The following is a 16,618-nucleotide window of genomic DNA, read 5'->3' as shown; positions in this document are numbered from 1 at the left end:
CTCGGGGGTGAGTGACGAGTGATCCTCACAGTGACGCTGAACGCCGCCCTGGACATCACCTACCGCGTCCCCGCCCTCGTCCCGCACGCCTCGCACCGCGTCACCGAGGTCATCGAACGGCCCGGCGGCAAGGGCCTGAACGTCGCCCGCGTCCTGGCCGCCCTCGGCCACGACGTGACGGTGACCGGCTTCGCGGGCGGCGACACGGGCCGCGTCCTGCACGAGCGCCTGACGCGCGATCCCCGCGTCACGGACGCCCTCGTGCCCGTCGCCGGCGCCACCCGCCGCACGCTCGCCGTCGTCGACGCGGCGACCGGCGACACCACACAGCTGAACGAACCGGGACCGGCGGTCTCGCCCGCCGAATGGACCGCGTTCCAGGAGTCGTACGAGGAACTGCTGTGCCGGGGCGTCGCCGCGGTCGCGCTCTGCGGGAGCCTGCCGCCGGGCGTCCCGGTCGGCGCGTACGCGACGCTCGTACGGGCCGCGCGCGCCGCCAGGGTCCCCGTGCTCCTGGACACCAGCGGGGAGGCGCTGCGCCGCGGTGTCGCCGCCCGCCCCGACATCGTCAAGCCGAACGCCGACGAACTGGCCGAGCTGACCGGCTCCCACGAACCCGCCCAGGCGACCCGTGACGCCCGCCGCAGGGGCGCGCACGCCGTGGTGGCGTCCCTGGGCGCCGAGGGCCTGCGCGCCGTCACACCGGAGGGCACCTGGCAGGCGGCCCCGCCCACCCGCGTGCACGGCAACCCGACCGGCGCCGGTGACTCGGCGGTCGCGGGCCTGCTCTCCGCCCTGGTGGAGGAACTCCCGTGGCCGCGGCGCCTCGCACGGGCCGTGGCCCTGTCCGCGGCGACCGTCGCGTCCCCGGTGGCGGGCGAGTTCGTGCCCTCGACGTACGAAGACCTGCTCGCGCGGGTCGCGGTGACCGGGGAGGCCACCGCGGCGTGAGATCACGCGTCACCGCGTGGGCGACGCACAACGGGCCGTGCCGGCCCAGGAATTGGGGACATTCATCGTGCCACTCGTATCCACCGGCGACCTGGTTTCCGACGCGCGCGCCACGGGGCGCGGAGTCGCCGCGTTCAACGTGATCACGCTGGAGCACGCGGAGGCGATCGCCGCGGGCGCCGAGCGGGCGGGCTCCCCCGCGATCCTCCAGATCTCCGAGAACGCCGTGCGGTTCCACGGCGGCAGTCTGTCCGCCATAGCCGCGGCGGCAGCGGCGGTGGCCCGCACCTCGTCGGCCCCGCTCTCCCTGCACCTGGACCACGTCATGGACCCGGAGCTCCTGCGGGCGGCGCACCCCGAGGGCTTCAGCTCGGTGATGTTCGACGCGTCGAAGATGGCGTACGGGGAGAACGTCAAGGCGACGGCGGACGCCGTGCGTTGGGGCCACGAGCGGGGCATCTGGATCGAGGCCGAGCTGGGCAAGGTGGGCGGCAAGGAGGGCGAGGCCCCGCTGGACGCGCACGCGCCCGGCGTACGCACGGACCCCGCGGAAGCGGCGGCCTACGTGGCCGCCACGGGAGTCGACGCGCTCGCGGTGGCGGTGGGCTCCTCCCACGCGATGACGGAGCGCACGGCGGCCCTGGACCACGAGTTGATCGGTTCCCTCGCGGCGGCCGTGCCCGTGCCCCTCGTGCTGCACGGCTCAAGTGGCGTACCGGACCACGAGATCCGGCAGGCGGTGGCGTCCGGCATGGTGAAGATCAATGTCGGCACGGCCCTCAACACGGCGTTCACGGGCGAGGTGCGCGCGTACCTCGCCGCCCACGACAAGGGCGTCGACCCCCGGAAATACCTCGCCCCGGCTCGCGAGGCGATGGCCGGGACGGTGGCGGGGTTCCTGGGGCTGCTGAAGTAGCCCCAGGAGCCCTGGGCGGGCGCGGAGAGGTCAGCCGTTGCTGCCCTCCACGAGCCACATCTTGTCGATGTTCGCCCCGGACGTCCCGCACAGGTCGCTCTGGGCGCAGGTGAGCGTGATCGAGTTGGTGCCCTTGGTGAGCTGGACCACCGCCCAGGTGTTGGTCCAGCCCTTCTCCCAGTCCCCTTCCTCCGCACCGGCGAAGTTCTTCATGTTCAGGGGCCGGGTCTGCTTCTTGCCGTTGACGAGGATCGTGGCGTTGGAGTCCTTGCCGGGCACGCCGTAGTTCACGCGGAGGCTGTACGAGCCGGCCTTGGGGATGCCGTTGACGGTCCACGTCACCTGGGCCCCGACCTTGTCGAAGCCGGACACGTAGACACCACCGTCGGACTCCGCGCCCTCGACGTCGGAGGCGGTGGTCGTGCCGCCCTCCAGCTTCAGCGCCTTCGCGTCGGTCTTCGGCAGTTCGACCGGCTCATCGGGCTTCTTCGTCGGCTTCTCGCTGGGCTTGACCGTCTCCGCCTGGGTGGAGCCGCCACCCGCTTCCTTCTTGCCGCCCTCGTCGTCGCCGCCGCCGAACAGCATCGCGGCGCCGATCCCGATGGCGACGACCGCGACGACCGCGATCGCGGCGATCAGGAGGCCCTTCGTGTTCGGGCCGCCGCCACGACCGCCGGAGCCCCGGGAGGCCGGCGTGTACTGCTGCGCGGTGGGGGCCCCGCCGGGCTGCGTCTCCGGAGCGGCGTAGTGCGCGTTCGGCTGGCCGTACGCCTGCTGCTGCGGCGGCACCTGCTGGCCGTACGTGGGTGCGGCCTGCGTGCCGTAGGCGTTGGGCCGACGGTCCCCGACCGCGCGCACGTGGTTGTACGAGGATCGCGGACCGGGGTACCCGTAGCCGCCCCCGCCGCTGGGCGGGGTGGCGCCGGCCGCCTGTCCGTCTTCGTACAGATAGCCGAACGGATCGTCGTCGCCCTCCGGCGGGTTCGGCGTGTGCTCGCCGTTGTTGCCGGGCGTCATTCCCTGGTCACTCCCTCATGTCGCTGACCGGGGGAGCCTACCCGCTCCGGGTGATATCACGGGGTGGCGTTTGCCTCACCCGGCACGCCTGTGCTGCTTGGCACGTGATCGCTTCTCCACGTACATCCGCTGGTCAGCGGAGTGCAACACCTCGTCCGCCGACATCCCGCAGTGCGCCCACCCGATGCCGAAACTCGCACCGACCCGGACCGCCCTGCCGTCCACCCGGATCGGCGGGATGATCGCGTTCCGCAGCCGCACCGCGAGGTCCTGGGCGTCGGCACGGCCGAGCCCGTCGGCGAGGACGACGAATTCGTCACCCCCGAGCCGCGCGACCGTGTCCCCGTCGCGGACGCCGCTGGTCAGCCGCCTGGCCACCTCGATGAGAACCGCGTCACCCGTGTGGTGCCCGAAGCGGTCGTTGATCGACTTGAAGCCGTCCAGGTCGCAGAAGAGCACGGCGAGGCCCTTGGTGCCGTCGTCCGTGTCCCCGTGGCCCTCGGGCGGCGCGACGGTGTGCACGTGGTGGTCGAAGCCCTCGCCGCTCTGCTGCAGGGCGTGCGCGTTGTTCGAGCCGTAGTCGAAGCTGTGCTGCCCGTCGGCGTCGTACACGCCGTCGTACGCCGCATCCAGCGAGTCCACCGCGCTGGGCTGACCCGCGTGCGGCCTGCGACAGAGACGGGCGCTGAGGCGCGAGCGCAGCTCGGCGGAGTTGGGCAGGCCGGTGAGGGAGTCGTGCGAGGCGCGGTGCGCGAGCTGGAGCTCGCGGCGCTTGCGCTCCTCTATGTCCTCGACGTGGGTGAGGAGGAAACGTGGCCCGTCGGCGGCGTCGGCGACCACGCTGTTGCGCAGGGAGACCCAGACGTACGTCCCGTCGCGCCGGGCAAGGCGCAGCTCGGCCCTGCCGCCCTCCGCGGAGGTCCGCAGGAGTGTGCCGATGTCCTCGGGGTGGACCAGGTCGGAGAACGAATAGCGGCGCATCGCGGACGCGGGGCGGCCGAGCAGGCGGCACAGCGCGTCGTTCGTGCGCAGGATCCGCCCGTGCTGGTCGCCGCCCATCTCGGCGATGGCCATGCCGGAGGGCGCGTACTCGAAGGCCTGGCGGAAGGACTCCTCGCTGGCCCGCAGCGCCTGCTGCTCGCGCTCCAGGCGGACCAGGGCGCGCTGCATGTTGGCGCGAAGGCGTGCGTTGCTGATCGCGATGGCGGCCTGGAAGGCGTACATCTGCAGGGCCTCGCGGCCCCAGGCGCCGGGCCTGCGGCCGTTGCGGGGGCGGTCCACGGAGATCACGCCGAGCAGTTCGCCGCCGGCCGCGCCCGTCGCGTACATCGGGGCGAAGAGGCGGTCCGCGGGGTGCCACTCGTCCTCGAAGCGGGGCTCGGGGCCGTCGGTGTACCACTGCGGGACGTCGTCCTCGTCGAGGACCCAGCCCTCGGTGTACGAGATGAACCTCAGGGCGCCCCAGGCCTCGCCCATGGCGAGCCGCTTCTCCCAAGCCTCGCGGGAGCCGACCCGGCCGGTGATGAGGGCCTCGGCGGCGGTGTTGCCCGCGAAGGCGGCGACCACGAGGTCGCCGTCCGGGCGCACGAGATTGACGCACGCCAGCTCATAGCCAAGGCCGTTGACCACGCCGTCGGCGACGGTCTGCAGCGTGTCCGCCAGGCTCCGGGCCGTGTTGAGATCCGCCACCACCTGATGCAGCTGCCGCAGGGTCGCAAGACGGACGTACGGCTCCGACTCGGTCTCCATTGCTCGCTCTCCCCGAGACCTCGACAGCAACTCCAGGATTCGCAGCGCCCTTACTGTTCTCTCAGTACCTGAGTTCTCTCAGTGTCTGATTGCCACCGTCACTGAATCACAGCGAGCAGCTCACTCGGTACACAGGGTCAACAAAATATGGGTCCTGTGACTCAAGTCACAGATGGGAAGCCTTCGTTGGTCCAGTCCACTTGCCCGGTACACGGCTCCGCACGCCCTGTCCGGCGCCTCGGTCGCCGGTCCTAGGCCCGGTCTCGGACCAGGGCCCGATGTGGCGTCGGGGGCGGCCGGGCTAGCGTCGGTCCCGTGGTTCCCGTACCGAAGACATCCCTGGCGAGCGCTTCCGCGACTCCCCCCGCCCCGCCCTCCCCCCGTGCCCCGTCCTCCGGCGGGCATCCTGTGGGGGTGAGCAACGAAGAGTTCCGTGCCGCCATGTCCCGGCTGGCAGCGGGTGTGGTCCTGGTGACCGCCAGAGAGCAGTCACTGGACGCGGACGACCCGCAGGCACCGGTCGGCGAGGACGTCGGCATGACCGCGACGGCCTTCCTGTCCGTCTCCCTCGACCCGCCGCTCGTGCTGGTCAGCCTGCGTGAGGGCTCCCGGATGGACGACCTGCTTGCCGAGCAGCCGCTGTGGGGCGTCTCGGTGCTCTCCGAGAGCCAGCGCCACATCGCGGGCCGGTTCGCGATGAAGGGCCGGATCAGCGACCGGCTGCTCTTCGAGGACGTTCCCTACTCCCGGGGGGAGATCTCGGGGGCGCCGCTGATCGGCGGTGCGCTCTCGACGCTGGAGTGCCGGACCGAACAGACGGTGACAGCGGGTGATCACACCCTCGTCATCGGGCGGGTACTTTCGGCTGCCCTGCCGAGCGCCGACGGGGGCCCGCTGGTGTATTTCAAGGGCAAGTACCGACAGCTGGGCTGAAAGGTTCCGGACTCAATGGTTGCGCGTTGAACGGCCTTTGCCGGCGCGACCGTTTGCTGCGGTGGCCATGGGTCAGGGGCTCACGGGTCGGGGCCCACGGGTCGGGGCTCAGCCCCAGCCCTCCCCCGACCGGCCGCGCTTGGTCTGGCTGCGCTGTTTCTTCTCCCGCAGCCGCCGCTCGTTGATCCCCCGGGGGATCTTCGTGGCGCGGCGGGGCCGTGGTGGCGGCGCGGTGGCCTCCGCGAGCAGCGAGGCGAGGCGGGTGGCCGCCATCTCGCGGTTGCGCCACTGGGAACGGTGCTCGGAGGCCCGCACGCTGACGACTCCGCCGACGAGCCGGGTGGCGAGCCGCTCAAGGGCGCGCTCCTTCCACACCGGGGGCAGCGATTCGGTGTTGGCCAGGTCGAACCTCAGCTCCACCTGCGAATCGCTGGTGTTGACGTGCTGACCGCCCGGCCCGGACGACCTGGAGAAACGCCACATGAGCTCGGCCTCGGGCAGGGAGACGGAGCCGCGGATGACATAGGGACCGGACATGGGTCCTATGGTCCCGCGTCTGTCCGGTCCACGTCACCCGTATTTACGGCGCGCCCCGCTTGCGACGGGTGAGACTCAGGAGACGAGTAAAGAAAGTAAAAGGACCTGGAACCTCTGGGACCCCGGTCGACGTTCATAGAGGTGACGGTAGCTTCGTCCCCAGTACGAAGCCCGTTCGTACGCAACGAGGGAAGGGACTCCCAACAATGGCAGTAAGCCTGTCCAAGGGTGGCAACGTCTCGCTCACCAAGGAGGCTCCGGGCCTGACCGCCGTCACCGTGGGCCTCGGCTGGGACGTCCGTACCACCACTGGCACCGACTTCGACCTGGACGCCTCGGCCATCGCGGTGAACCCGCAGGGCAAGGTCTTCTCGGACCAGCACTTCGTCTTCTTCAACAACAAGGTGACGCCGGACCAGACCATCGAGCACACCGGTGACAACGTCACGGGTGAGGGCGAGGGCGACGACGAGCAGATCAAGGTCAACCTGGCGGGCCTCCCGGCCGACATCGACAAGATCGTCTTCCCGGTCTCGATCTACGACGCGGAGAACCGCTCGCAGAACTTCGGCCAGGTGCGGAATGCCTTCATCCGCATCATCAACCAGGCCGGCGGCACGGAGATCGCCCGCTATGACCTGAGCGAGGACGCCGCCACCGAGACCGCCATGGTCTTCGGCGAGCTGTACCGCAGCGGCGCGGAGTGGAAGTTCCGCGCGGTCGGCCAGGGCTACGCGTCCGGCCTCGTCGGCATCGCGCAGGACTTCGGCGTCAACGTCTGAGGTCTCTAGGCGAGTTCACGAGGGCCCCCGGCGGAGATATCCGCCGGGGGCCCTCGTGGTTGACCGCCGCCCGCCAAGACCGGGAGCTAACCTGCGCCGCATGATCCTCGAACCGCTCACGCCCGCGGGGGACGGCGCGCTCCCCGGCGAGCTGCTCACCGAGCTCACCGCCCTGTACGCGTCGAACCACGCCTTCCACGCCCTCTCGGGGGACTTCCCCGACCCCCACGACATCCGCCCCGAACAGGTCGCCACGGCGCTCGCCGACGAGCTGGCCGTGCCGGGGGCCGAGGTGCTCGTCGCGCGGTCCGAGGGACGGGTCGTCGGGATCGGCATCACCCTGGACCGCCATCCCGACCCCGCCGACACCGACCCGTGGATCGGCCTGCTCATGATGGACGCCGGGCAGCAACGCAAGGGGTACGGGCGGGACTTCGTGAGCAAGATCGAGGAGCGGTTCCGGGGGAACGGCCGCGACGGGGTACGGATCGCCGTCCTGGAGGGGAACGAGGCGGCGCTCGCCTTCTGGAACACCCTCGGGTACGAGGTCATCGACCACCGGCGCGACCTCGACGCGGACCGCCCCTGCGCCGTACTCCGCAAGCCGCTGCCGTGACGCTCACGGGCGCTCCGGCTTCCCGTCCCCGTACAGCCACGGCCCCCAGATCGCCCGGACCTTCTCGCGCGCCCGCTCGCTGCCCGCGTGCTTCTCCACGTACCGCGTGAAGTCCTCGGTGTCCGCGTTGCCGTGCCGGTGGGTCTTCGTCCAGCCCTGCACGATGTCGTAGAAGGTGTCGTCGCCCACCGCCTCGCGGATCTTGTGGATGACCATGCCGCCCCGCTCGTAGACCGGGCTGTCCGAGATCGTCGCGGCGGACGGCGGCTTCGCGGGCGGGAAGGCCCAGATGGCGTCGTTGTCCTCTTTGCTCTCGTAGTAGTCGCCCGCGTAGATCTGGTCGAAGATCTCCTGCGCGCTGTCGCCGTCGTTGTCCTCCTGCCAGAGCCACTCGGCGTACGTCGCGAAGCCTTCGTTGAGCCACATGTCCCGCCAGGACTTGGGCGTGACGGAGTTCCCGAACCACTGGTGGGCCAGCTCGTGGACGATGAGACCGGTGTCGGGGGCGCCCGGGTAGGTGGGGCGGGTCTGGGTCTCCAGGGCGTAACCCGCGTCCCCCTCGCGGGCGACGATCGCGCCGGTCGACGAGAAGGGGTAGGGGCCGAAGTTCAGCTCCTGCCACTCCATGATCTCGGGGATCCGGGCGAGCGCCTTGGCACTGGCCTTGGCCTCGGAGGGTTCCACCGCCGTGAGCACCGGTATGCCGGACTCCGTCGTCGACTTCTTCACCTCGTACGGTCCGATCGCCACCGTCGCGAGGTAGCTCGCCATCGGCTCGGCGCTGTGCCAGGCGAAGGTGGTGCGGCCGTTCCTGGTCGACTCGCGGGTCAACTCGCCGTTGGAGATGGCCTTCAGGCCCTTGGGGACGGTGACGCGTATGTCGTACGAGGCCTTGTCCGACGGGTGGTTGTCGGACGGGAACCACGCCATGGAGCCGGTCGGCTCGCCCAGCGCGATGGCGCCCTCCTCCGTCCGCAGCCAGCCCTCCTCGGAGTCGTCCGGGTCGGTGATGGTCTCCGGGGTGCCGGAGTAGCGGACGACCGTACGGAACGTCTCGCCCTCGTCGAGGTCGTCCGGGGGACGGATCGTCAGCTCCTGCCCGTCGCGGTGGAAGGAGGCGTCCTTCCCCTCGACGGTCACGCCCTTCACCTCAAGGCCCTTGAGGTCCAGGTTGAAGGCGCTGAGATCCTGCGTCGCGCGCGCCGTGACCTCCGCGGTGCCGGTGAGGTGCCGCGCGTCGGGGTCGTAGCCGAGGGTCAGGTCGTAGTGCGCGACGTCGTAGCCGCCATTGCCCAACCTGGGGAAGTACGGGTCACGCACGCCGTCGGCCCCGGGCGTGCCGTGCACTCCGGAGCCGCTGCATGCGGTGAGGACGAGAGCAGTGAGGGCGGCGGCGGATGTGCCGCGGAGCGCCGTGGATCGTGGGTGCACGGATGCGATCTTATGCGGCATATGTTCGGCGGAGCCGCACGGGCTTCACCGGGGGGCGCGTTCCGGCAGGGCGGGCCAGTAGTGCTCGGCGAACAGCCGGGCCACCAGCTCGCCGCGGCTGGAGACACGGACCTTGGTGAAGACGGCCTTGAGGTGGTCGCGGACCGTGTGCGGCGAGATGAACAGCGTCGCGGCGATCTCCGCGGTGGCCATCCCCCGCGCGATGAGCTGCGTGATCTGCAGCTCCCGCGAGGTCAGGCCGTACGCCTCCGCGATCAGGACCGCCAGGTCGGCGGGTGCCGCGGGCTCGATGACGAGGGCCACGGGGCCCGGCCTGCCGCCGGGTCCCGTGAGGCAGGACGCGTGGCAGACCAGCCAGCGGCCTTCAGTGGTCCGGATGCGCACGCGGGCGTTGCCGTGATGGGCGCGTCCTTCGGCGACGGCCCGCGCCTGGAAGGCCGTACCGACCACCCAGATGGGCAGCCTCAGCCCCAGCGCCGACGGGAACGAAGGGCCCTTCGGCAGCAGGGCGATGTGCTGCCGCGCCTCGTCGTTGGCGGACAGGGCGTCGCCTGACGCGTCGAAGAGGATCAGGCCCGGCGCGGGCGCGTCCGTGCGGGACGCGGCCTCGGGCGGCCGGGTGAATCCCCGCAAGGACGCGGCGAGCGGGCGGGACAGGTCGGCGAGCAGCGCGATCTCGTCCGGGCGGAACGCGTCGGTGGTGCGGAACAGGCTCATCAGGCCCCATGGCCTGCCGCCGATCCGCAGGACGGCACGCAGTTCGTCGTGCACGCCCTGGCCGGACAGGAGGCGCCGGAAGCGGGCGCTGCGGGCGGGCAGGCCGCCGGTGGCGGCGCGCAGTCCGGCTGCCGGTACGTTCGCGCGGGCCAGCTCGCGGAACGGGACGATGTTCTCTTCCAGGAGCTCGCTCTCCCAGTAGGCGTAACAGCCCTCGCCCGAGCCGACGTTCTCCGTCAGCATCGGCGCCGTGATCAGTCCGGTCTCCGGGTCGGCGGCCGTCCACACGGCGGAGTGGAACGGCACGAGGCGTCGCAGCACGGCCGAGGCGCGGCTGAACAACTCGCCCGCGTCCAGGGCCTGTTCGGTGGCCGAAAGCACCACCCGGCGTTCATCGGTCATGTGCGTCCCCTCCACCGACCAGCCTGCCCTGTCCACTTCGCGGCACCAACCCCGCAGATGAGGGGGTTGTCCCGGGCCGATCACCCCCGCGCGTGGGATGGGGCTCCCCGGCGGCCTCGGCGAAGGTCGAGCCGATGGCACACGACCCACCGGAGAGGGAGCACACGGGCATGGACACGAACAGGGGAAGGGACCGGGACATCGCGATCGTCGGAGGGGGCGCGGCAGCGGTCGGCCTGCTGGACGCGCTGGCCGGGTCGGAGGGCGGGAGGGGCACCCTCACGGTCTTCGAGCCTTCACCGCGGCTGTGGCGGGGGCGGCCGTACGGACCGGACCTGGACTCGGTGCTCGTGAACGCGCCGCCCGCCATCATGTCCGTCCGCGACGGCGACTTCGGCCACTACGCGGCCTGGCTGGGACGACGCGGCGCCGCACACGTCGACGAACTCCTCGGCCGGCCGCTGGTCCCGCGCAGGCTCTACGGCGAGTATCTGGAGCACACGGCCGAGAAGGCCATGGCGGCCCTGAGCGAGCAGGGCTGGCGCGTACGGGTCGTGGCCGCCCGGGTGACCGGAGTGGCCCGCTCCGGAACGCGCCTCCTCATCCGCACGCACCACGCGCACGAGGTCGGTACGCACCACGCGCATGAAATCGGTACGCACCGCGCGCACGAGCAAGAGACGGCCCACGCGCACGAGCACGAGGCGACCCACGTGGCGCTGTGCGTGGGCGGAGGAACACCCCCTGACCTGTACGGCCTCGCCGGTCACCCGGGCTTCGCGGCCGACCCCTACCCCCTGGCCGACACGCTCGGCCAGGTCCCGGCCGGGAGCGGCGTGGCGGTCATCGGCAGCGGCCTGACCGCCGTGGACGTCGTCGTGTCGCTCGCCGCGCGCGGGCACGCGGGCCCGATCACGCTGCTCTCGCGCGGCGGAACGCTGCCGAACGTCTGGCAGCGCCCGGGCGACCTGCGCCCCCGGCACGTGACCGGCGAACGCGTGGCGGAACTGCACAGGACACAGGGCAGCGTCACGCTGGACGGCCTCGTCGCGCTGCTGCGCGCGGAACTCGCGGACGCCGGGGAGGACTTCGAGGAGCTCATGGCCGATCTTCTCGGCGCCGGGGCCGAGGAACCGGGCCCGCGTCTGCGGCGGCAGATCGCCGCCGTCGACGACCCCCGGATCGGCCGCCGGGTGGTCCAGCAGACGGCGCACACCGTCGGCCCGTACGCGTGGCGGCTGCTGCCCGAGTCCGACCGGGCCCGGCTGCGGCGCCACCTGCGCACCGCCACCGGCGTGGCCTCGCCCATGATCCCGGGGAACGCGGTGGTCCTCGCGCGGCTCCTGGACTCGGGCCAACTGACCGTGGCGCGGGGGCTCCGGGCGATCGAGCCGCTGAACCATCAGGGCGGCGAAGGCGCACGGTTCCGGATCAGGGATGACGGTGGCGAGCGCACCGCGCGGTTCGTCGTCAACGCCGTGAATCCGACGCCGCAAGCGATCCCGGCCGCCGCCGGGCACCTGGTCCGTTCCCTGGTGGGCGGCGGCCTGGCCACGTTCCACCCGTCGGGCGGGCTGATCCCCGCCGACCCGCGCGTGCATGTGGTCGGAGACCTGACCGGGGGCGGCTCGTTCATCACGTCGAGCATCCCCGGCGTCACCGCCCAGGCGGCCCGCACCGCCACGGCGCTCCGGACCCCTTGACTCGCTGATCGGACGAGCGCGGGGCCTACAGGACGGCGATGCCCAACGGGCGCTCCCCTGCCGGGAGTCGGTGGGTGTCGCCGGTCTTCAGGTCGATGACGGTGATGCCGTTCCAGAAGCCTTCGCGGGTGAAGCCGCCGGTGACGTAGGCGGTACTGCCGTCCTCGGAGACCGCGACGTCCTCGTGCGGGCCGTCCAGCGGGAAGACCCTCTCCTCGCCGTCCTTCGTACGCATGGTCAGCGAGGGCCCCTCGTCCGACGAGGGGTCGATGGGTCCCGTGCCGACCGCGAAGAGCGTGCCGTCCGGCGTGATCCGCGCGCCGTGCTGATGGGTGTTGGCCGTCATCTTCTCGATGTCGGACTCGCCGGTGCGCGGGTCGAGCACGACGAGCTTCTCGCCCTCGAAGGGCAGCAGGAGCTTGCCGTCCGACGGGCGTACGGCGGTGTAGTGCGGCTTCAGCCAGGAGCCGAGGCCGCCTTCCGTTCCGTAGGGGGCGACTTCGATGCGGCGGGGCTTGAGGGAGTCCGCGCGTACGACCGTCACGTCGAAGGAGTCGTGGTTGGTCGCGTAGACCTCGCGGCCGTCCTTCGACACATCGACGTCGAAGGGGCGCCTGCCCACCGGAACGGTGTCGGTGACCTCGCGCTTCTTGGTGTCGATGACTTCCAGGGTCCCCTTCCCGTCCGGGACGTTGACGCCCACGTAGGCGTGCTCGCCGTCCGGGGAGAGGGCGATGCCCATGCCACCGCCGCGGTACTCGCCGGTCGTCGTGGGGCCGCTGTCGGTCTCGTACGGGATGCGGTCGACGCGCTCGCGGGTGTCGGTGTCGACGACGGCCACGGCGTCCGCGGTGGCGACCCAGGCACGGCCGTCCTTGCCCACGGCGATCCCGTAGGGCGCGGTGCCGACCTCCACGGACTTGACGGGCCCGCGCTCGGGGTCGACGAACGTGACGGTGTCCGAGCCGAAGTCGGCCACCAGGAGCGTGCCGTCGGGGGTGCGCTGCTGAGCGGGCAGCGTGGCCGTGGCGGGCGCGCGGGTGGGCTCGGCGCCGGAGGCCGCCCGGCTGTCCCCGGCGGCTCCGCAGCCCGCGAGGACCGCGGCCGCCAGGACGGCCGACGCACCGGTGGCGAAGGCCCGCGCCTTCACGCGGCACCCCTCAGCAGCGCGGCGATCTCGGCGAAACCGCGGCGCTCCGCGTGCCCGAGAGGGGTGACGCCGTCCCGGTCGGCGAGGCCCGGCGTCGCGCCCGCGGCGAGCAGCAGCTCCACGATCTCCTGGTGCGCGCGGCCGCCCTCGCCGAGGATCACGGCCTCCAGGAGGGCCGTCCAGCCCAGGTCGTTGACATGGTCCACGTCGATGTCGGTGACGCGCAGGACTTCCCGTACGTACGCGACGTGGCCGCGTTCCGCCGCCGGGATCACGGAGATCCCGCCGAACCGGTTGCGGAGCTTCAGGTCGGGCCCCGCCGGGAGCAGGGCGTGCAGCATGGCGACGCTGCCGGTCACGCCGGTGGCCAGCCAGGGGCTGTCGGCTCGGTGATCCTGGGCGTCGACGTCGGCACCGGCGGTCACCAGGACCCGTGCGGCCTCGACGCGGTCGCCGATGACGGCGAGCAGCAGCGGGGTGCGCAGCTCGGCGTCACGGGCCTCGACGCGGGCTCCCGCGTCGAGGGCTGCTCCCACTTCGTCGGCGTCCCCGGCCCGTGCGGCATCGAGCAACCGCTGGTCCTGCGCGGTCCTTGTCATGTTCGTCCTCCTCGGCGTCGTACGGACCGGGAACAGCCTCAGCATCATGGGATCCGGCGGCTTCGGCAGTTCGGTGGCTCGGCAGCTCGGTGACTCAGCGGCTTCAGCGGCTTCAGCGGCTTCAGCGACCGAGCGCCGCGACGCCCGCCTTCGCGAACTTCTCGTCCAGGTCGCCGCTCGGGGCGCCCGCGACACCGATGCCCGCGATGGGCGCGTCCTTGGCGGTCACCGGGGCGCCGCCCGCGAGGAACAGGGTGCCGGGGATGTCCTTCAGGTTCGGGGCCTGCTCCAGGCGCTTGGTCAGCTCGGAGGTGGGCGCGTTCCAGGAGACGGCGGTGTACGCCTTCTTCACGGCGGACTCGGGGGACTGCGGGCCCGCACCGTCGCCGCGCAGCTCGACGATGGTGTTGCCGTTGCGGTCGACGACGGCGACGGAGACGCGCTGGTTCTCCTTCTTCGCGGCGTCGAGGGTGGCCTGGGCGGCCTTGGTCGCGGCCGCGACGTTCAGGTGCGTCGACTGCGTGAGGTTCTTGTTCGCCGCGTCGGCGGCGACGGCGGCCTTGGGGGCGGCGGCCGGGGACTCGGCGCTGGCGGACACGGCGCCGAAGGTGCCGGCACCGAGAACGGCGGCGGTCGCGGCGATGGTCAGGACACGGGTGCGGCGGGAGAGCTTCTGCATGGGGGTGCTCCTCAGGTGAGGTGGTGGGGTGGTGGGGCGGGGCTCGGGGAGGTTGTTCTCCCTGACACCAATCCTCCGGTCGGTACCGGTCCTCACCCGTCGGCGTACCGGCTGGGAGCCGCGCGCGACTCGGCCGACACCAGGGTCAACCGATCGGTTGACCCTCCTGTGGCCCCACCGGGTCACAATGAGGGTGTTTGCCCAGTTCAGCGACTACGCGAGGGCGCCACGAGACGCCGCGACGAGAGGGAGGCACCCCCGTGGGACAGGGAGAGGGAGGCACCCCCGAGGGACGGGGAGCGGGTGGCACCCCCGAGGGGGCCCCGGAGGAAATCCTCGCGGGAACCCCCGAGGGAGGCCCCGTGAGCGCCCCCGAGAAACAGGGGCAGCGCACGCGGGGCATCGACCGCCGGAGCCCGGGTCCGGACACCCGCCGGAGCCCGAATGCGGTCACCCGCCGGAGCCCGGACCCAGACACCCGCCGAAGCCCGGACCCGGACACGCGCCGGAGCCCGGACCCGGACGCCCGCTGGCTCGCGGCCGTCATGCACGCGGCGTTCTACCTGCTCCTGGCCACCTCACTGGCCCGCTTCCTGCTGCGCCACCCCGGCGGCGCGCGCGTCCCGTGGATCATCGCGCTCTCGGTGGTCCTGGCCGTCCTCTACGCCCTCCCGCCCCTGACCGGCACCCTCCTCGGCAAGAGCCCCACGCCCTTCTCCTCGGGACCGGCGGCCGACGCCCGCCCCACTCCCCGCCGCCTCACCTGGCTCGCCCTGGTCGTCGGCGTCTGGCTGGTCCTGGTCGTCCTCGCCCCGAGCTTCGGGTGGTGCGCGGTACCGCTCTTCTTCACCGGGCTCCGGACGCTGCCGCCCCGCGCGGCCCTGGTCCTGGTGGCCGTCCTGACCGGCTGCGTCATCGCGTCACAACTGCGGCTCGCCGGCCGTTACGACCCGGACCTGATCCTCGGGCCGCCCGCCGTGTCGGCGATCGCGACGGCTGTCTTCGCCTACATGCAGCGCCAGGCGGCCCGCCAGCGCGAACTGATCGCCGACCTCATCCGCACCCGACGCGAGCTGGCCGCCACCGAGCGCCGCGAAGGCACCCTCGCCGAGCGCCAGCGCATCTCCATGGAGATCCACGACACCCTCGCCCAGGGCCTGTCCAGCCAGCAGATGCTGCTCCAGGCCGCCGACCGCGTCTGGGACACGGACCCGGCCAAGGCCCGCGCCCATGTCCGTACCGCCGAGTCGATCACCGAGCTCGGCCTCACCGAGGCCCGCCGCTTCGTGCACGACCTGGCGCCCGCCGACCTCACCGACGGCGGCGGCCTCGACGCGGCGCTGCGGACGCTGGCCGAGCGCACCGCGCAGGACGCGGGCCTCACGGTCCGCTTCCACGCCGAGGGAACGCCCGCGCCGCTGCCCGACCGCACCCAGTCCGCGCTCCTGCGCATCGCGCAGGGCGCGCTCGCCAACGTGACGGAGCACGCCGACGCGTCCACCGCGGCGCTGACGCTCACGCACCTGGACGATCAGGTGGTGCTCGACATCGCGGACGACGGCCGTGGCTTCACGCCCGCCGAGCAGCGGCCCGCCTCCGACCGGCGGGGGCACGGGCTGCCCGCGATCCGTGCCCGCGCGCGGCAGCTCGGCGGCACACTGACGATTGAGTCCGCGCCGGGCGAGGGCACGGTTCTCTCGGTCGCGATCCCCCTCTCCCCCCAAAGGACCACCTGATGTCACACCCTCCAGTACGTCTCCTGGTCTGCGACGACCACATCGTCGTACGCGCCGGACTGCTTGCCCTGCTGGGCAGCGCGCCGGACATCGAGGTGGTCGGCGAGGCGGGCACCGGCGAGGAGGCGATCGCGCTCGCCGCGAAGCTGACGCCGGACGTGGTCCTGATGGACCTGCAGCTCGGCGAGGGAATGGACGGCGTGGAGGCGACCCGCCGCATCACGGCGGCCACCGGCCCGACGCCCCACGTCCTGGTCCTGACGACGTACGACACGGACGCCGACATCACCCGTGCCATCGAGGCGGGGGCGACGGGCTACCTCCTGAAGGCCGAGCGCCCCGAGGAGCTCTTCGCCGCGATCCACGCCGCGGCGCAGGGCCGCACCACGCTCTCGCCGCCGGTGGCGTCCCGCGTCATGGCCCGCATGCGCAAGCCGCTGCCCACCCTCACCGACCGCGAGCTCGACATCCTCGCGCAGCTCTCCCAGGGCCTCGGCAACCGCGACATCGCCCGCGCGCTGTTCATCAGCGAGGCCACGGTGAAAACGCACCTGGGCCGGATCTACGACAAGCTGGGCGTGGACACGCGGGCGGGAGCGGTGTCGGTGGCAAAGGAGCAGCGACTGCTCCCCTGAGGGCGGCGGACCATGGCTCCCGGCCGGGGAGCGGGATCCACGTC

The 16,618-nt window shown here is 72.2% G+C and carries 16 protein-coding genes; 8 read left to right on the top strand and 8 right to left on the bottom strand.

Annotation, left to right across the window (positions count from 1 at the left end; genetic code table 11):
- Window positions 1-18: 18 nt before the first annotated feature.
- A complete protein-coding gene (locus ACWGIH_RS31885; RefSeq protein WP_453448581.1) occupies window positions 19-951 on the top strand; it encodes a 1-phosphofructokinase family hexose kinase in 933 nt (310 codons plus the stop codon).
- A gap of 67 nt (window positions 952-1,018) precedes the next feature.
- Window positions 1,019-1,867 (top strand): class II fructose-bisphosphate aldolase, encoded by an 849-nt coding sequence (locus ACWGIH_RS31880; RefSeq protein ID WP_453448580.1) that lies wholly within the window; start codon window positions 1,019-1,021, stop codon window positions 1,865-1,867.
- A gap of 30 nt (window positions 1,868-1,897) precedes the next feature.
- Here ACWGIH_RS31880 and ACWGIH_RS31875 read toward each other — a convergent pair whose 3' ends face one another.
- Window positions 1,898-2,884: a carbohydrate-binding protein gene (locus ACWGIH_RS31875; protein ID WP_453448579.1), complete on the bottom strand. Its 987-nt coding sequence runs from the start codon at window positions 2,882-2,884 to the stop codon at window positions 1,898-1,900.
- 75 nt (window positions 2,885-2,959) lie between these two features.
- On the bottom strand, window positions 2,960-4,633 hold the full coding sequence (gene cdgB / locus ACWGIH_RS31870) for a diguanylate cyclase CdgB (RefSeq protein ID WP_453448578.1): 1,674 nt from the start codon (window positions 4,631-4,633) through the stop codon (window positions 2,960-2,962).
- 339 nt (window positions 4,634-4,972) lie between these two features.
- Here cdgB and ACWGIH_RS31865 point away from each other — a divergent pair, with 339 nt between their 5' ends.
- A complete protein-coding gene (locus ACWGIH_RS31865; RefSeq protein ID WP_453448646.1) occupies window positions 4,973-5,566 on the top strand; it encodes a flavin reductase family protein in 594 nt (197 codons plus the stop codon).
- Between the two features lie 108 nt (window positions 5,567-5,674).
- Here the strand turns inward: ACWGIH_RS31865 and arfB are convergent, their stop codons facing one another.
- Window positions 5,675-6,112, bottom strand: a complete 438-nt coding sequence (arfB, locus tag ACWGIH_RS31860) for an alternative ribosome rescue aminoacyl-tRNA hydrolase ArfB (protein ID WP_453448645.1) — start codon at window positions 6,110-6,112, stop codon at window positions 5,675-5,677.
- 197 nt (window positions 6,113-6,309) lie between these two features.
- Here arfB and ACWGIH_RS31855 point away from each other — a divergent pair, with 197 nt between their 5' ends.
- Both ACWGIH_RS31855 and ACWGIH_RS31850 read left to right on the top strand, forming a co-directional pair.
- A complete protein-coding gene (locus ACWGIH_RS31855; RefSeq protein WP_249589187.1) occupies window positions 6,310-6,885 on the top strand; it encodes a TerD family protein in 576 nt (191 codons plus the stop codon).
- A 100-nt stretch (window positions 6,886-6,985) separates the two neighbouring features.
- The gene (locus ACWGIH_RS31850; RefSeq protein WP_453448577.1) at window positions 6,986-7,501 is read left to right on the top strand and encodes an N-acetyltransferase family protein; all 516 of its coding nucleotides are present in this window, start codon (window positions 6,986-6,988) and stop codon (window positions 7,499-7,501) included.
- Between the two features lie 3 nt (window positions 7,502-7,504).
- Here the strand turns inward: ACWGIH_RS31850 and ACWGIH_RS31845 are convergent, their stop codons facing one another.
- Both ACWGIH_RS31845 and ACWGIH_RS31840 read right to left on the bottom strand, forming a co-directional pair.
- A complete protein-coding gene (locus ACWGIH_RS31845) occupies window positions 7,505-8,953 on the bottom strand; it encodes a M1 family metallopeptidase (RefSeq protein WP_453448576.1) in 1,449 nt (482 codons plus the stop codon).
- A 24-nt stretch (window positions 8,954-8,977) separates the two neighbouring features.
- Window positions 8,978-10,072, bottom strand: coding sequence for a LuxR C-terminal-related transcriptional regulator (locus tag ACWGIH_RS31840; RefSeq protein WP_453448575.1), 1,095 nt, complete (start codon window positions 10,070-10,072; stop codon window positions 8,978-8,980).
- Between the two features lie 170 nt (window positions 10,073-10,242).
- On the opposite strand from ACWGIH_RS31840, the gene ACWGIH_RS31835 reads away from it, so the two are divergent.
- Window positions 10,243-11,775, top strand: a complete 1,533-nt coding sequence (locus ACWGIH_RS31835) for an FAD/NAD(P)-binding protein (protein WP_453448574.1) — start codon at window positions 10,243-10,245, stop codon at window positions 11,773-11,775.
- Between the two features lie 25 nt (window positions 11,776-11,800).
- Here the strand turns inward: ACWGIH_RS31835 and ACWGIH_RS31830 are convergent, their stop codons facing one another.
- The 3 genes from ACWGIH_RS31830 to ACWGIH_RS31820 all read right to left on the bottom strand — a co-directional run bounded on the left by ACWGIH_RS31830 (window position 11,801) and on the right by ACWGIH_RS31820 (window position 14,203).
- On the bottom strand, window positions 11,801-12,925 hold the full coding sequence (locus ACWGIH_RS31830; protein ID WP_453448573.1) for a YncE family protein: 1,125 nt from the start codon (window positions 12,923-12,925) through the stop codon (window positions 11,801-11,803).
- Window positions 12,922-13,524 (bottom strand): ankyrin repeat domain-containing protein, encoded by a 603-nt coding sequence (locus ACWGIH_RS31825; RefSeq protein WP_453448572.1) that lies wholly within the window; start codon window positions 13,522-13,524, stop codon window positions 12,922-12,924. Before ACWGIH_RS31825 ends, ACWGIH_RS31830 begins: the two co-directional genes overlap by 4 nt.
- A 121-nt stretch (window positions 13,525-13,645) precedes the next feature.
- Window positions 13,646-14,203: a GlcG/HbpS family heme-binding protein gene (locus tag ACWGIH_RS31820; RefSeq protein WP_361832028.1), complete on the bottom strand. Its 558-nt coding sequence runs from the start codon at window positions 14,201-14,203 to the stop codon at window positions 13,646-13,648.
- 362 nt (window positions 14,204-14,565) lie between these two features.
- Between ACWGIH_RS31820 and ACWGIH_RS31815 the strand changes: the two genes are divergently transcribed.
- Both ACWGIH_RS31815 and ACWGIH_RS31810 read left to right on the top strand, forming a co-directional pair.
- Complete coding sequence (locus ACWGIH_RS31815; RefSeq protein WP_453448571.1) at window positions 14,566-15,939, top strand: sensor histidine kinase; 1,374 nt, start codon at window positions 14,566-14,568, stop codon at window positions 15,937-15,939.
- A complete protein-coding gene (locus ACWGIH_RS31810; protein ID WP_453448570.1) occupies window positions 15,939-16,574 on the top strand; it encodes a response regulator in 636 nt (211 codons plus the stop codon). Before ACWGIH_RS31815 ends, ACWGIH_RS31810 begins: the two co-directional genes overlap by 1 nt.
- The last annotated feature ends 44 nt before the right edge of the window (window positions 16,575-16,618 follow it).

The sequence above is a fragment of the Streptomyces sp. NPDC054872 genome (assembly GCF_053610705.1).
The sequence above is the reverse complement of the archived record's forward strand: the minus strand, read 5'-3'. Positions and strand labels throughout refer to the sequence as shown.

What these genes read in the sequence shown, in the direction of transcription:
- ACWGIH_RS31850 (WP_453448577.1), top strand. Translation starts at nt 6,986, where the DNA reads ATGATCCTCGAACCGCTCACGCCCGCGGGGGACGGCGCGCTCCCCGGC.
- ACWGIH_RS31825 (WP_453448572.1), bottom strand. Translation starts at nt 13,524, where the DNA reads ATGACAAGGACCGCGCAGGACCAGCGGTTGCTCGATGCCGCACGGGCC.
- ACWGIH_RS31875 (WP_453448579.1), bottom strand. Translation starts at nt 2,884, where the DNA reads ATGACGCCCGGCAACAACGGCGAGCACACGCCGAACCCGCCGGAGGGC.
- ACWGIH_RS31845 (WP_453448576.1), bottom strand. Translation starts at nt 8,953, where the DNA reads ATGCCGCATAAGATCGCATCCGTGCACCCACGATCCACGGCGCTCCGC.
- ACWGIH_RS31835 (WP_453448574.1), top strand. Translation starts at nt 10,243, where the DNA reads ATGGACACGAACAGGGGAAGGGACCGGGACATCGCGATCGTCGGAGGG.
- ACWGIH_RS31840 (WP_453448575.1), bottom strand. Translation starts at nt 10,072, where the DNA reads ATGACCGATGAACGCCGGGTGGTGCTTTCGGCCACCGAACAGGCCCTG.
- ACWGIH_RS31820 (WP_361832028.1), bottom strand. Translation starts at nt 14,203, where the DNA reads ATGCAGAAGCTCTCCCGCCGCACCCGTGTCCTGACCATCGCCGCGACC.
- ACWGIH_RS31855 (WP_249589187.1), top strand. Translation starts at nt 6,310, where the DNA reads ATGGCAGTAAGCCTGTCCAAGGGTGGCAACGTCTCGCTCACCAAGGAG.
- ACWGIH_RS31810 (WP_453448570.1), top strand. Translation starts at nt 15,939, where the DNA reads ATGTCACACCCTCCAGTACGTCTCCTGGTCTGCGACGACCACATCGTC.
- cdgB (WP_453448578.1), bottom strand. Translation starts at nt 4,633, where the DNA reads ATGGAGACCGAGTCGGAGCCGTACGTCCGTCTTGCGACCCTGCGGCAG.